We start from the raw sequence: 14474 nt of genomic DNA, 5'->3' as shown, positions 1-14474 counted from the left end.
GTCTTTCGGGCTGAGTGTGTAGGAGCTCTCATCCTCGGGAGACCTCGACCTCTATCCGGCCACCGACGCGCCGGCCCGCCGCGCGACGTGCGCTACACCCTCATCTGGGAAGAGCCCGCTACCGTCGGCGGGCGCGCTGATGCGTTCGCCAGCCCCGACCTGACTGCCTTCTGCCGCCTCGACGAACTCGGCCTCGTTGTCACCGGGCAGCGACTCGAGCCGGATCGTGCCGTATTGGCCTGTCAGGTGGTCGAGCCCGACCAGTGGTGCCGGCGCTGCGGCTGCGAAGGGAGACCACGTGACACCGTGGTCCGACGGCTTGCCCACGAACCACTGGGCTGGCGGCCCACGACGCTGGAGGTCGTCGTGCGCCGTTACCGCTGCAGCGGCTGCGGGTATGTGTGGCGCCAGGACACCACCGCCGCGGCCGAGCCCCGGGCCAAGTTGTCTCGGCGCGCTCTGCGGTGGGCGCTGGAAGGGATCGTGGTCCAGCACCTGACCGTGGCTCGGGTCGCCGAGGGGCTCGGGGTGGCCTGGGACACCGCCAACGACGCCGTTATGGCCGAGGGCAAGCGGGTGCTGATCGACGAGGAGCACCGCTTCGAGGGGGTGAAGGTCGTCGGGGTCGATGAGCACGTGTGGAGGCACACCCGTCGCGGCGACAGGTACGTCACCGTGATCATCGACCTCACCCCAGTGCGAGATGGCACCGGCCCGGCACGGCTGCTGGACATGGTCGAAGGACGCTCCAAGCAGGCGTTCAAGACCTGGCTGGCCGACCGCCCGCAGGAGTGGCGCGACGGCGTGGAGGTGGTCGCGATGGACGGCTTCACCGGGTTCAAGACCGCCGCCGTCGAGGAACTGCCCGACGTGGTGACCGTGCTAGATCCCTTCCACGTCACGCGCCTCGCTGGCGAGGCGCTCGATGAGTGCCGACGGCGAGTTCAGCAGGCCATCTGTGGGCACCGCGGCCGCAAGGGCGACCCGCTCTATGCCGCCCGCCGGACCCTGTCCACCGGCGCCGACCTGCTCAACGACAAGCAGAAGGACCGACTGGACACCCTGTTCGCCGACGACGCCCACGTCGAGGTCGAGGTCACCTGGAGCGTCTACCAGCGCATGATCGCCGCCTACCGCCACGAGAACCGGCGCCACGGCCGCGAGCTGATGGCCCGGCTCATCGACTCGATCAGCACCGGCGTCCCCAAGGCCCTGGTCGAGATCACCAAGCTCGGCAGGACGCTGAAGAAGCGCGCCGCCGACGTCCTGGCCTACTTCGACCGGCCCAGCACCTCCAACGGGCCCACCGAGGCGATCAACGGCAGGCTCGAGCACCTGCGCGGCTCGGCGCTGGGGTTCCGCAACCTGACCAACTACATCGCCAGATCCCTGCTCGAGACCGGCGGGTTCAGACCCCGACTACACCCTGGATTCGGATGAGCCCAATTGACGTGATCCTTCCCAGCGGGCTTGAGGCGCCCTTCCAGGATGTGGTCGCGTGATTGTCGAGCCCCAGTACACCCCCGCGGGCGAGACCCAGTTGAACTTCAACCAGCCAGCCCTGGGCGAGAATATCCAGATTCAGCTCCCGTTGATCGTCAGCGGTCATGTACAGCTGCTCACGGGTGATCGAATCGCTGTGGTCTGCGCCCTTCTATGTGGTGACCTGATCCGCAACGAGCTGAAGGTGGGCAAGCCCATGTCTGGGAGGGTGGCTTCTGCCATTCGAGGGTTTTTAGGCTCCCCCCAGCTCCATGTCATGCACGAGCTCACAACCGGCCAGCGGCACCACGGTGGGTTGGCCCTCGTGATCGAACCTGATCCGGTGATCAACAGGCCTCGCCAGGGCATGAAACGCCAGCGGCAGATCTGGTTCTCCGATCTCCCCGCCGACAAGGCTGGGGGCGTCATGTTCACCTACGAATCCGTGCTGGTCAGTTCCAACTCGTCGTTCTTTCCTACACCGCTACTGCACCGGGCTCTTGCCGTTCCCGTGCTGATGGCCCAGGCGCTAGGAGTTTCCCGCATCACTATCACCCCGGGACAGGCAGATTCCGTGACGTCGGAGGAACTTCAACGGGTAACGGAGCTGCTGGACGCGACGGAACTGAAGCTGACGGTGGCCCGAAAGGTTGCGTCGTGAAGCTTTTTGTGCCGGTTCGTACCGTCGCAGCCTGGGGCGGCCTCCACGAATGGGTGCTGACTGCCGTCGGAGATCTCCTCTCGGCGGGTCACGAGGTCACTGTCGCCGGAAGCGTAGGACGTTTCAAAGACGAAGTGATTGCCTCCGGGGCGTCCTTCATCGATGTCAACTGGAACACCTGGAAGGAGTCCGTGGCCGGTTGTGTCGCCGCCGGTCCCTACGACCGCGTGTTCGGCCACGGTCCCCTCGCCCGAAACCTCGGACTGCGCGTAAGTGAGGCCACAATGGCCCCCTTCTACCACATGCTGCACGGGGCCTACCTGGACTACATCGACGCCTGGTCGCCGCTGGCCGAGCGTATTCTCACGGCCAGCCCTTCCATCCAGGACCTGGCTGTACGTGTAGGCAAGGTTGAACCGTGGAAAGTTCAGGTCATCCCCAACGGTGCACCGGAATGGGTGTTCGATCTGCCGCTCATCCCGGAAGCCGAGAAACTTTCAAAGGGCACTGCCGTCATCGCGACTGCGGCTCGCCTGGCCCCGGACAAAATTCGGCAGATCGAGCCGACCATTGAACTCACCCGCCATCTCGCAGCGCTGAAACCGGACATTGGCTTCACCCTGAGCATCATGGGTGACGGGCCTTCACGGGATCTGTTCGAACGACGTCTCTCCGCGGGCCTGGGCGACGTGAAGAACGTCGAGATCGAATTCCTAGGCTGGGTGCCGCACGAGGAGGTCCCCCGGATCCTGAATTCCGCATACGCGGCGTGTGCGGCCGGGATGGGTGCCACCCGGGCACTGGCAGCTGGATGCTTGACCGTGGCCGCAGGCGCACAGGGAAACGTGGGCGTGCAAGTGGGCAGGAACCTTACTGCGGGTCTGTGGAGCAATTTCGGCGACCACGGCTGTCCGCGATTCACCCCCACCCCACTAGAAGCCGACCTGTCCAGGCTCACGACGCCGGGCGCCTATGACGAGATCGTCCTGCGCGCTCGCGAAGCGTGCCACTTCCAGCGAAACGACCGCCACGTGCGCGCAGCGTTGTTGGACTCGCTTGATCTGCACATGGAGTATAAAAAATGACCGCTGTGACCGCCATGCCGCTGATTCCCGGGGCCACACCCAATTGGGACGATGTCCCCGTTAGTCACGAGCCGAGCATTTCCGCCTCCGGGCTGGACATGCCCCTCAACAGCGCATTGAGGTGGCAGCTGACCGTTCCCGGCCTGGACGTTCCCCTCGACGTGCTTCTGGTGCGGCAAATCGGTTCGGCGCTCGTGGGGTCCTTCCACGGCGCGCCGAGCCGGCAACGCTACACGTTGCCTCGTTTCGAGCGTCTCGCGAGTTTGCTTCCCACCGGGGAAAACCTGATTCTCTTCTCGGACCCCTATCTCGAGCTTAATCCAGAACTTGAACTTGCCTGGTTCGCTGGGGGCCCTGGTGTGGACTTGAGCGCATACATTGCGGGCATCGTGTCTGCGGTCGCCGATGCCTGGGATGTGGACAAGGTGGTCCTCACCGGCTCGTCGGGTGGGGGCTTCGCTGCCCTACAGGTGGGCTTCCAGGTGACCAACTCGGTGGTTGTGGCCTACAACCCGCAAACCTCTGTCTACCACTATTTGGCCGGTGGGACTTCATTCAGCGCACAGAGGGCGTTTCTGCGCGCGGTCCATCCGAATCTCCTGGCAGAAATGGACGACAAGGCCCTGAAGGAGCGTGATTGGACCGAACAGTTCGGCACGACCCTTTCCCCGCGTAAACGGTATGCCAGTGTCGCACCGAACCATGTGATCTATGTGCAGAATGTTGAGGAGTTTCACTACACCGACCACTACCTCCCCTTTGTCAAGGACGCTGTGATGGGAGGCAATGGACAGAACTTAACGCTTCTTGAATTTAATGGTGGATTCGTCCACACCCCACCCACCCCTGACATCTTTGCAAAAGCCCTCACCATGGCCCTTGAAGGAGACCACGCTTCGGGGTGGATCGGCGACAAGGAACCGGGGGACGCCCGGTGGTTCCACAGGCCTGCCCATCTGCTCAGTGACGTTTTCGAGCAAGACCCGGTTCCAGAGTCGAAGGCGCCGAGTGCGCCCGTCGTCAATGATGGTCCGGCGCCCACAAGCTGGGTGGAACTGTCACCCAGTGCGCAGATTGATGCCACCTGCACCCTCATTGCCCCGACTTCGGGGGCGCGCATCGTCGTGGGCGACAATGTGAAAGTCTTCCGTAACGGGGAATGGCTCGGTCCAATCACGGTGGGCGATCGGGTGTTCATCAATCGAGACAGTTATATCCGCCCGAACGTGACCATTGGGGACGACGTCTCGCTGGGGCCGTTCGTGAAACTAATTTCTGACACCCACGAACCCGGAACGCGTACCCGTCGGACGGGAAGTCCTATTAAACATCCGATCGTCATAGGGGAGGGGACATGGATCGGGGCCAACGCCACTGTTCTAGGCGGTGTGCGGGTAGGGCGGGCCGTGGTGGTCATGGCGGGCTCTGTGGTGACCAGAGACGTTCCGGACAACTCGCTCGTCGGCGGGGTTCCCGCCCGTGTCCTCAAGACGCTGACCCCGTTGACGGAGCCGGGTCACCCCGCTGTGTAACTACCCCGGGTCGACCACCATCCCCCACCGCGCGCCACGTGCTGTCTACTCTCTAGAACAGCAAGGGCAGGAGGTGGCAGTCACCTCCACAGCCCCTTGGTGTCCACCACTGCCTTGCCCTTGAGCGCGGTGGCCGGGAGGGCCTTGAACTCGTCGTGGTCCACGAGCAGCAGGACCACGTCCGCGCGTTCGATGGCGTCCTTGTACTCGGCGAACTCCACGTTGGGCAGTCCCTGCAGCCCCTTGGGCAGTTCGGAGACGTTCGGTTCCACGGCCAGTACCGTGGCGTGGTTGACGTGCTCCGCGAGGTCCCTGGTGATGTTCATGGCCGGGGACTCGCGCAGGTCGTCGATGTTCGCCTTGAACGCGAGGCCCAGGGCCGCGATCACCGGGGACTCTACGTGGGAGCAGGCCTCCTCCACCTTGGAGATGACCCACTTGGGCTTGCCGTCGTTGACCTCGCGGGCGGTGCGGATCAGGTTCGAGTTCTCGCGGTCCGCAGCCACGATGAACCACGGGTCCACGGCGATGCAGTGCCCGCCCACGCCGGGGCCCGGCTGCAGGATGTTCACGCGGGGGTGGTGGTTGGCCAGCTCGATGAGCTCCCACACGTCGATCCCCAGGTGGTCCGCGATCAGGGACAGCTCGTTGGCGAAGGCGATGTTCACGTCCCGGAAGCTGTTCTCGGTGAGCTTGGACATCTCCGCCGTGACGTCGTCCGTCTCCAGCAGCTCACCCTCGCAGAACGAGGCGTAGACCGCGCGAGCACGGCGCGCCGCCTCCGGGGTGCGGCCACCGATGATGCGGTCGTTGGAGATCAGCTCCTCGAGCGCCTTGCCCGGCAGGATGCGCTCGGGGCAGTAGGCGAAGTGCACCACGGGCTTGTCGTCCTCCCCGTTCAGGGAGAGGTCCGGGCGCAGCTCCATGACCTTGGCCGCGAGCTTCTGGGTGGTGCGCGGCGGGGAGGTGGACTCCAGGATCACGGTCTCGTCGCCACGCAGCTGCGGGGCGATCGACTCCGCCGCGGACATGATGTAGGACAGGTCGCCCTCGTAGTTCTCCTTGAACGGCGTGGGCACTGCGATCACGAACGCGTCCCCGTGCTGCATCTCGGTGGTGGCGGTGAGCTGGCCGCTGTCCACGGCCTTCTTCAGCTGCTCCTCCAGCCCGGGCTCCACGATGGTCACCTCACCGCGCTGGATGCGCTCCACCGCGGAGGCGTTGACGTCCACTCCGTGGACCCGCACACCGTGGTTCGCCATCACCACGGCGGTGGGAAGACCGATGTAGCCCAGCCCCACGAACACGACTTCCAACGACTCACTCATGTGTGCACCTCACGCGTTCGACGGCCCGCCCAGGACGGCCGCCTTGGTTTTTTCCATTGCAAATACCTGGTTCCTCCCAGGATCATACCGTCACGTGGGCCCGGCCGTCCCCGAAAAGGACCACGTCCCCGGTGGCCAGTGCGGCGGCGTCGGACACCTGCCACGTGTGGCCGTGCGCGCCCCGGAACTGGAGGAAGTTGAAGCGGTCCGCGGAGTAGATGGTGTACCCCGCCTCGCGCACGGCGGCGAGGAAGGACGTGTCCTCCCCCGTGCTGCGCCGCTGGAAGGGGATCTGGTGGAAGACCTCCCGGCGGCCGGTGATGGTGGGCCCCATGACGAAGTCCGTGTACCGGTGCTCGCGGTGGGGGAAGCGCAGCAGCGTGGCGTCCTGGGACTCCACCCGCATGTAGTGGGCCTGCTTGCCCACCACGTCCGCGTCCGCGTAGGACAGGGCGTCCAGCAGGTCCGCGAGGTAGCGCGGGGCGTAGTAGTCGTCGTCGTCCATCTTGGACAGCACGTCCCCGGTGGCGTGCTCCACCGCCAGGTTGAGGCACTCCCCCAGCGTGAGCGAGGCGTCCGCGGCCACGGTGGTCACCTGCAGCGGACACGCCCGCACGGCCTTGGCCACGGCGGGGGTCGCGGGGTCGAAGCCGTGGGCCACGAGCACCACGTCCAGGGCCACGTCCTGCTGGGCCGTGATCCCCTGCAGCGCCTGGGCCACGCGCTGCGGGCGGTTGGTGCACAGCAGGGCGGTGACGGTGGGACGCACACGGGCACGGGCCAGATACGGGGCCGCGAGTTCCAGGACCGTCTCCACCCGGTGGGTGTAGGTGTGCCTGGACCAGATCTCCCGCTGCGCCCGGTGCACCGTACGGTCCGCGAGCTCGGGGCTGCGCACGAGCGCGCGGACCACGTCCGCGGCGTGCTCCCGGTCGGAGACGACGCTGAGTTGGTCCTGCGTGAAGAAGCGGCGCACCGCCTCGGACGGTGTGGACACCACCGCCGTGCCGCACGCGGTGATCTCGAAGATCCGCCGCGCGCACATGGACGGCGAGTCCACCACCGAGTTCACGTTGAGGAACACCCGGTAGGCGCGGTAGGCGGTGAGCATCTGCTCGTAGTCCAGGGACCCCACCACGTGGGCGTCCAGCGGCGCGGGGAACTGGTAGCGCTCGTCGTGGCCGAGGTACCGGGAGAAGATCTCCAGCCCCGTGGCCAGCTTGGGCGACACGTCGTGCGCACCCCCGAGCAGCAGGTCCATCTGCGCGCGGCGCTCCGGGAACTTGTGGGCGAAGTACATGCCCCCGAACGCCACGTCCCGGGTGTGGTACCCGGTGCCGGGGCGTACCGGATTGTGCACGGCCGGCTGCGCGGCGAACGGCAGCACCCCCACGCGCTCGTGGCCGAGGTCCCGGTGGTAGTGCGGCACCCTGTCCACGTCCGTGGTGAGCACGACGTCGAACAGCCGCGCGCACTCCAGGAAGTCCTCGTAGTGCGGCGGGTCCTCCTTGTTCCAGAACACGGTGGGAATCCCCTGCTCGCGGCAGTGGGCCACGAGATCCCTCACGGGCTGCTTGACACCGGAGGTGCCCGTCAGCTGGTACTGCCACTCGTCGTGGTTGCCGTGCCACGCGGACTCCACGAACAGCAGGTCCACGGGGTGGGCGGCCAGCTCCGCGCGCCAGTCCGTCCGCGTGAGCTCCACCTGGTTCCACTCGTACTGCAGCGCCCGCAGGGAGAAGTCGTCCAGGATCACCGCGGCCGTCACGTCCTCGCGCACGGGGCCGCGCTCGGGCCACACCTGCGGCGTGAAGGACACCGTGGCCCTGCCCGGTTTCCCCGGGGCCGCCACCTCGGGGGCAGGGTTGACGACGGCGCTCGCGGCCGTCCCGGACGGCAGTGCCGCCCGCCGTCGGTACGTCCGCCACTGGGCCACCCCGCCGTGGCGCAGGTGCCACAGCTGGGTCCGCAGCTGCCCCACGGGTCCCCGGGCGCTCACGCATGCACCTCGCGCAGCTCGGTGCGCACCAGCTCGGTCATGAGCCGCTGCCTCATCCGTTGCGCAGCCCCGTTGTTCCCGGCCGCGAGCTCCTTCACGAACGCCTCGTACTCCCGTGTCACGAGCTCCGGGTCCCCGTCCATGACCAGGTCCCCCTGGTCCAGCCACACCACACGGGTGCACATCTGCCGCACCTCCGCCATGGAGTGGGACACGAGCAGCACGCAGCCGGCCTGCTCCCGGATCTGCGCCATGCGCGTCTGGCCACGGTCCCGGAACTGGGCGTCCCCGGTGGACAGGGCCTCGTCCAGGATGAGGATGTGAGGGTCCGTGGCCGTGGCCACCGCGAACCGCAGCCGGGCCGCCATCCCGGAGGAGTAGGCCTTCATGGGCCAGTGGATGGCCTTGCCGAGGGCGGCGATCTCTACCAGCTCGGGCAGGATTTCGTCCACCCTCCGGGGGTCCATGCCCTGCGCGAGGCAGCCGAGCCGGATGTTCTTCGCCCCGGACAGCGCCGGCACCAGGGACACGTTGACCCCCAGCTTCACGGGGGTGCCGGTGGCGTGCACCCGCCCGGAGGTCGGGTTCATCTGACCGGCGACCACGTTCATCAGCGTGGACTTGCCGGAGCCGTTGCGCCCGATGAACCCCACGAACTCGCCCTGCTGCACCGCGAGCGTCACGTCCTTGAGAGCGCGGTTGCGCACCACGGGAGGCCGCCCCAGGGCTCGTCTGGCCCACCGCACGGGCGCGGCCACCGGCACCTCCTCGCCTCCCCCGGTGGAGGTCACGGTGTAGACCATGCTCACGTGGTCGACCACCACGGCGGGGCCGGGGCCCACAGCTTCGTTCGCATCCTGCCCGGCCCGGCCCGTCACGGCCCGGCTCCACGGCACCGGCGACGGTGCCCCCGCACGGCGACGGCCGCGTCGTCGTGGGCGGGCGGTGGCCCCGGGGCGGGCGGCGAGCTCCGCGGACGGGGCCGCGGCGTGGGCCGGTCGGGTGCTCTCAGCGTTCATCGGCGTAGCTCTCCTCGTTCCACCAGAAGACCAGGAATCCCACCTCCAGCAGGACCACGGCAGCGCCCCCGAGCACGGCCCACGAGGACCAGTGGGGCAGCTGCGCGCGCAGCACCAGGTCGCGGCTCATGGACAGCACCTGGTAGAGCGGGTTGGCGTGGAACAGCGCGAGCACCCGGGGGTCGTCCACGAAGCGCGAGGGGTCGTAGAAGATCCCCGACGCGTAGAGCCACAGCCGCATGGCGAACGAGAGCACGTTGGCGAGGTCGGGGATCCTGTGCACCGCGGGGGCCAGGAGCATTCCCAGACCCCAGTTGAACACGGTCTGCAGCGCGATCACGGGTAGCAGGAGCAGCCAGGTCCAGGAGACGGGCTCCAACGGAGGGACGATCAGCAGGAACACCAGGATCGCGGCCACGGCGTAGAGCTGGGTGAAGGCGTCGCGGACCACGATGGACAGGGTCAGTGCCGCACGCGGGAACATGAACCCCCGCACCAGGGCCTTGCCGGACGCCATGGACCGCGCCCCCGACACCACCGAGCGGGTGCTGTACGTGAACATGGTCAGGCCCAGCACGATGAACGCCACGAAGTTGTCGATGCCCTGCCCCGTGCGCAGCAGCAGCCCGAAGATCAGGTAGAACGTGAGCCCGAGCAGCACGGGGTTGAGCACGATCCACGCCTTGCCCAGCAGGGTGTGGTCCTGGCTCACGGCCAGGCGCACCCGGGCGTCGTACCAGATGAAGTGGCGCGATCCCCACAGGTCCCGGAGGTAGTCGCCCAGCGGGGGGCGGGCCCCCACCGCCTGCATGGTCGAGGGGTCGAAGTCCACCACGGTGCTCGGGCGCGGTTCCGCGCGGGGAGGGCCTCCGTCCTGCGGGGAGGCCCACGAACCCGGCGTCGCGGCGGCACTGCTGGTCATGCGGAGTTCTCCTCGCGGGTGTGGGCCGTGTGGGGGACGGAACGAATCAGATCACAGTACCGCGCGTCCGCGTTGCGGGCGACGGCGTCCCAGGTGCGGTGCGTGCGTGCCCACTGCCGGCCCGCGCGGGCCAGCCGGGCGGCGTCGTCGGGGCGGGAGGCCAGACGGCGCACGGCGGCCGCGAGCGCGGCGGGGTCCTCGGGGGGTGTGAGTAAGCCGGTGTGCTCGTGGTGGACGGACTCGCGCAGCGCGGGGAGGTCGCTGGCGATCACGGTGGCGCCCGCGGCCATGGCCTCGACGGGTTTCAGGGGGGTGACGGTGCGTGTGACGGTGCGGTCCTTGCGGGGGATGAGGAAGATGTCGAGGGCCGCGGCGTGGACGGGGGCGTGGGCGCGGTCCACGCGGCCGGTGAAGGTGACGGTTGCGGTGAGGCCGAGGTCCCGGGCGAGGCGTTCGAGTGCGGGGCGGGCCACGCCGTCGCCGGTGATGCGCACGCGCAGGGCGGGCAGGGAGGGGGCGAGCAGCGCGGCGGCGCGCAGGAGGTCGTCGAGGCCCTCGTAGTCCACGAGGGAGCTGACGGTGCCGATGATCAGGTGGTGGGGGTTCAGTCCGAGTGCGGCGCGGGCGTCGTGGCGGGTAGGCACGGCGCGCAGGTAGTCGCGTCCCACGCCGTTGGGGGCGAGGTCCACGCGCGGGGGTGGAGCCTCGGGGTCGAGGGCCGCGGTGAGTGCGGTGATGCGCTCGGCCATGGCGGTTCCGAGGGTCACGGTGCGGTCCGCGGCGGCCACGGCCTGGGCCTCGCGGCGCTGGAAGCGTTCGTAGCGGGCGGAGGCGAGGGCCTCGGGTCCGCGGGTCGCGGCCCAGGTGTCCGCGAGCAGACCGCGCACCTCGTAGACCCACGGGATCCCGAGGGCCTCGGCCACGGTCCGCACGGCGAGCGCGTTGACGTGGTGGCTGGTGGTGTGCAGCACGGCGGGGCGGATCTGCAGGGCGAGGCGCAGCAGGGCCTCGGCGTGCTGCTGGACGCGTCCGGTGGCGGTGGGTGCCAGGTGGGCGGGGAGGATGCGGTGGTAGGGGATCCCGTCCACGGTGTCGGTGTGGGGGGCGAGGATCCTGCCGACCTGCACGGGGTAGCCGGGGCGGGTGGCGGCGTGGACGTCCCAGCCGCGGTCCCGCAGGGCCGTGGCGCAGGAGTGGGTGCGCTGGGCGTAGCCGCTGCCGGTGTGGGGCAGGGAGTTGGTCACGGCGTAGAGAAGGGTGCGCTCGCGGGGCTGGTAGCCGGGGACGGGGTCCAGGTGGGGGGTGAAGTCCCCCAGCAGGTCCCGTTCGGCGCTCAGGCGCAGGTGGAACGCGCGCTCGCCGCGGGTGGCGGTTCCGGCGTGCTCGGCGTGCCGCAGGACCTCGACGGCGCCGTCCACGTCGCCGCGGTGCCAGGCGAGCCGCGCGCGGGTGGCGGCCGCGCCGCGGGATCCGCGGGGCAGCGGCTCCAGCAGGGTCTCGGCGAGACCGGGGTCACCGGTGGCCAGGGCCACCTCCGCCGCTCTGCGGCGGGCCGCGGGGGGCCACGCCGCGGGCGCGTCGTGCAGCAGGGCGCGGGCGGCGTCGTCCCGGCCGAGCACGTGCAGGGCGGTCGCTCGTGCCGGGACCGCCCGCCCGCCCGGCAGCCGGGACACGAGGCGCGCGGCCGGGACCACCCAGCGGCGCGGCAGCCGGCGGGAGAGCTGCAGGCAGAACACCACGGGGTCCTCACCCACGTGGTGGACCGCCGTGGCGGCGGTGAGCCACAGGTTCACGGCGATCTCCCGAGCGCGGCGGACGGTGGCCGGGGCCCGGCGCGTCACGCGGGGTCCTGGTGGGTGCGCCAGCTGTGGGAGACCGCCTGTGCGAGTCGCGCGGTGCGCGGCAGCAGCCCCACCCCGCGGGCCCGCGAGTGCTCCCGCACGGTGGCGCGCAGGTGCTGGTCGTACTGGACCGCGAGGTCCGCGTAGTCCGCGTGGCGCGCCACCCACGCCCGTCCGGAGCCGGTGGTGAGCAGCCGCGAGCGGTCCCGGGCGAGCCGCGTCCACAGTGCGGCGATCGCGGCGGGGTCCGCCGGGACGATGTCCCCCTCCCCCGCCTCGGTGAGCACGTGGGCGGCCTCTCCCCGCACCACCGCCGTGATGTGACGGCCCACCGCGAGCACCTCGTAGGTCTTGGACGGGATGGTGTCCTCGAAGGACTTCCAGTCGTCGCGCAGGGAGATCACCACGGTGTCCGCCTCCCGGTAGCGGTCGAACACGTGCTCCCGGTACTCCGGGGGCAGGAAGCGCACGTCCGCCCCGAGGGACACGGCCAGGCGCTGCAGGGCGGGTTTCTGGCTGCCGTGACCCACCATCGTCAGTTCCACGGCGTCCCCCGCGAGGTGTGCCGCGCGGATCAGCCGGTCCAGGGACTGGGACTCACCGTGGTTGCCCAGGTACAGCACGCGCAGCCGTTCCCGCCGCGGCGGTGGCGGGGGCAGCTGGGGCGTGCGCTCCAGCAGGATCCCGTTGCGCACCGTCACCACGTGGCGCACACCACGACGCCGCAGGGTCCGGGCGAAGCCCTGGGTCACCGTGACCACCAGGTCCGCACGGTTCTGCACGTGGACCACCGCCCAGTTGACCAGGGACCGTGAGCCGCCGCGCACCAGGGACGCGTCGTGGGCGAGGTTCGGCCACGCGTCGCGCATCTCCACGACCAGCGGGATCCCCTTCACCCGCGCCACCAGCAGAGCCGAGGCCAGCAGTAGCAGGGACGGTGCGGTGACCACCACCACGTCCTGGGGCCCCGTGAAGCACCCCAGCAGGGCCGAGCCCGCGGCGCTCACCAGCTGGTCCAGCAGCTTCCCCGCCCGGTGGTCACCCACGAACAGGTACGGGACACGGTGGATGCGCTCCCCCAGGAACCCGGGCTGGCACCGCCACGGGCGCCCCCGCGTGCTCGCGGAGAAGTCCGGGCCGGGACCGTAGTGCGCCACGGGGCACACCACGGACACGCGCCAGCCCCGCTCCCTCAGGTGGCTGACCAGGGAGGACCACCGGCGCTGCGGCGGGGAGTGCTCGGGCCAGTAGGAACTGGTCAGGAGCAGGACGTTCAGCGGGGGTCCGGACGCGTCCTGGGCCTCTCGCATGGGGGCTGAGGTGTTCATGGGCCTCTCGCGTGGGGGGTCACGAGGTGGGAAGGAACGTGGGATGGGGGCAGAGCTGGAAGCGGGCGGGGCCGGGAGCGGACCTGCGGGCGGTTACCTGCGGGGGGGGGTGATCTGCGGGCGGTTACCTGCGGGGCGCGGACGGCGCCCGGGCGGTGTCCCGCCCGGGCGCCGATGCGTCACTGGCCCTGCGTGCCCACGGACTGCGCGTACTGGTCCAGGGTCCCGTCCGAGATGGCCTTGCCGATCTGCTTCATGGCGTCCTGGTCCGCCACGATGATCGACTGCCCGTCCGCGGAGGTCCCCACACCCTTGTTGGGCACCGTGAACATGTGGATGTCGCCGCTGCCCAGACCCACGAGCTTGGGGGCCTGCTGCGCGATCCAGCCCGCGGTGAGACCGTCACTGACCGTGAGGTAGGGGGAGATCTGCTTGACCACCTGGTTCAGCTTCACCGGGTTCGTCAGGGTTCCCGCGCTCACCAGCTCGTTGAGCATGGCCTGCAGGTACGCCCGCTGGTTGCGCACCCGCTGGTAGTCGCCGTCCTGGAACGCGTAGCGCTCGCGCACGAACGCGAGGGCCTGCTCGCCGTTCATCTTCTGGGGCCCGGCCTCGAAGTGCTGCCCGCCCTGCGCCGTGAAGGCCATGGGCACGTTCACCGTCACACCGCCGAGGGCGTCGGTGAGCCCCTCGAAGCCGGCGAAGTCCACCAGGGCCACCTCGTCCACGCGGGTGTCGAAGTTCTCCTCGATGGTGCTCACCATCTTCGGCATGCCGCCCTGGTCCAGGGCCGCGTTGATCTTGGCCTCACCCACCCCGGGGATGTCGACCCACGTGTCACGCATGATCGACATCACGTACATCTGGCCCCCGTCCTCGGGGATGTGCAGCAGCATGATGGAGTCCGCACGGGAACCGGTGACGTCCGGGTCCTGGCCCTGGGGGCGCTTGTCCGAGCCCAGCAGCAGCACCGTGGTGCCGCTGTCCTCCTTGGAGCCCTCGGCAGGGCGGCTGGACTCCTCGGGGAACGCGGACTCGAGGTTGTTGGCGCCCTTCTCGAAGTTGCGCCCGATGTTCCACACGAACAGTCCCGCGGCCACCGCCACCACCAGGATCAGCCCGAGCAGCACCAGCAGGATGTTGCGGCCCGTGTGCCGCTTGCGGGGCGCAGGGCGCTCGCCGTTGATCTCGTACTCGTTCTGGGACACGTGGCACTCCGGGGCTGGGGGATGTCGGATCGGGCGGCGCTCTCCGTGCGCCGGTCACTGCATGGTCCC

11 protein-coding genes are annotated in these 14474 nt (G+C 69.3%); 4 read left to right on the top strand and 7 right to left on the bottom strand.

What is annotated here, in order from left to right; translation table 11 throughout:
* Positions 1-102 precede the first annotated feature (102 nt).
* Genes DNL27_RS06880 through DNL27_RS12440 form a run of 4 tightly spaced genes read left to right on the top strand, consistent with a single transcriptional unit; the run spans position 103 to position 4760 of the window.
* Positions 103-1440 (top strand): ISL3-like element ISPfr3 family transposase, encoded by a 1338-nt coding sequence (locus tag DNL27_RS06880; protein ID WP_112235784.1) that lies wholly within the window; start codon positions 103-105, stop codon positions 1438-1440.
* 58 nt (positions 1441-1498) lie between these two features.
* Complete coding sequence (locus DNL27_RS06875) at positions 1499-2143, top strand: hypothetical protein (RefSeq protein WP_112235100.1); 645 nt, start codon at positions 1499-1501, stop codon at positions 2141-2143.
* The gene (locus tag DNL27_RS06870; RefSeq protein WP_162627105.1) at positions 2140-3228 is read left to right on the top strand and encodes a glycosyltransferase family 4 protein; all 1089 of its coding nucleotides are present in this window, start codon (positions 2140-2142) and stop codon (positions 3226-3228) included. The genes DNL27_RS06875 and DNL27_RS06870 overlap by 4 nt, the downstream gene beginning before the upstream one ends.
* Positions 3225-4760, top strand: a complete 1536-nt coding sequence (locus DNL27_RS12440; RefSeq protein WP_112235098.1) for a DapH/DapD/GlmU-related protein — start codon at positions 3225-3227, stop codon at positions 4758-4760. Before DNL27_RS06870 ends, DNL27_RS12440 begins: the two co-directional genes overlap by 4 nt.
* A gap of 80 nt (positions 4761-4840) precedes the next feature.
* On the opposite strand, the gene wecC is transcribed toward DNL27_RS12440, so the two are convergent.
* The 7 genes from wecC to DNL27_RS06830 all read right to left on the bottom strand — a co-directional run bounded on the left by wecC (position 4841) and on the right by DNL27_RS06830 (position 14405).
* The gene (gene wecC / locus DNL27_RS06860) at positions 4841-6088 is read right to left on the bottom strand and encodes a UDP-N-acetyl-D-mannosamine dehydrogenase (protein ID WP_112235097.1); all 1248 of its coding nucleotides are present in this window, start codon (positions 6086-6088) and stop codon (positions 4841-4843) included.
* 82 nt (positions 6089-6170) lie between these two features.
* Positions 6171-8087: a glycosyltransferase gene (locus DNL27_RS06855; RefSeq protein ID WP_112235096.1), complete on the bottom strand. Its 1917-nt coding sequence runs from the start codon at positions 8085-8087 to the stop codon at positions 6171-6173.
* Positions 8084-9106, bottom strand: coding sequence for an ABC transporter ATP-binding protein (locus tag DNL27_RS06850; RefSeq protein WP_239494269.1), 1023 nt, complete (start codon positions 9104-9106; stop codon positions 8084-8086). The genes DNL27_RS06855 and DNL27_RS06850 overlap by 4 nt, the downstream gene beginning before the upstream one ends.
* Entirely contained in the window at positions 9096-10028 is a 933-nt protein-coding gene (locus tag DNL27_RS06845; protein WP_239494268.1) for an ABC transporter permease, read from the bottom strand. The genes DNL27_RS06850 and DNL27_RS06845 overlap by 11 nt, the downstream gene beginning before the upstream one ends.
* The gene (locus DNL27_RS06840; RefSeq protein ID WP_112235094.1) at positions 10025-11869 is read right to left on the bottom strand and encodes a glycosyltransferase; all 1845 of its coding nucleotides are present in this window, start codon (positions 11867-11869) and stop codon (positions 10025-10027) included. The genes DNL27_RS06845 and DNL27_RS06840 overlap by 4 nt, the downstream gene beginning before the upstream one ends.
* Positions 11866-13197, bottom strand: a complete 1332-nt coding sequence (locus tag DNL27_RS06835) for a glycosyltransferase family 4 protein (protein ID WP_239494266.1) — start codon at positions 13195-13197, stop codon at positions 11866-11868. The genes DNL27_RS06840 and DNL27_RS06835 overlap by 4 nt, the downstream gene beginning before the upstream one ends.
* Positions 13198-13376: 179 nt before the next feature.
* Positions 13377-14405 carry an LCP family protein gene (locus DNL27_RS06830; RefSeq protein WP_112235092.1) on the bottom strand — a complete coding sequence of 343 codons (1029 nt, stop codon included), beginning with the start codon at positions 14403-14405 and terminating at the stop codon, positions 13377-13379.
* Positions 14406-14474: the final 69 nt, after the last annotated feature.

This window comes from Kocuria sp. BT304 (genome assembly GCF_003290245.1).
Taxonomy (GTDB): domain Bacteria; phylum Actinomycetota; class Actinomycetes; order Actinomycetales; family Micrococcaceae; genus Kocuria; species Kocuria rhizophila_A.
Note: the sequence above shows the minus strand (reverse complement) of the source record. Positions and strands in the feature narration are given on the sequence as shown.

Bases quoted from the DNA above. Each gene is read 5' to 3' on its own strand.
- DNL27_RS12440 (WP_112235098.1), top strand. From the start codon at position 3,225: ATGACCGCTGTGACCGCCATGCCGCTGATTCCCGGGGCCACACCCAAT.
- DNL27_RS06845 (WP_239494268.1), bottom strand. From the start codon at position 10,028: ATGACCAGCAGTGCCGCCGCGACGCCGGGTTCGTGGGCCTCCCCGCAG.
- DNL27_RS06850 (WP_239494269.1), bottom strand. From the start codon at position 9,106: ATGAACGCTGAGAGCACCCGACCGGCCCACGCCGCGGCCCCGTCCGCG.
- DNL27_RS06835 (WP_239494266.1), bottom strand. From the start codon at position 13,197: ATGAACACCTCAGCCCCCATGCGAGAGGCCCAGGACGCGTCCGGACCC.
- wecC (WP_112235097.1), bottom strand. From the start codon at position 6,088: ATGAGTGAGTCGTTGGAAGTCGTGTTCGTGGGGCTGGGCTACATCGGT.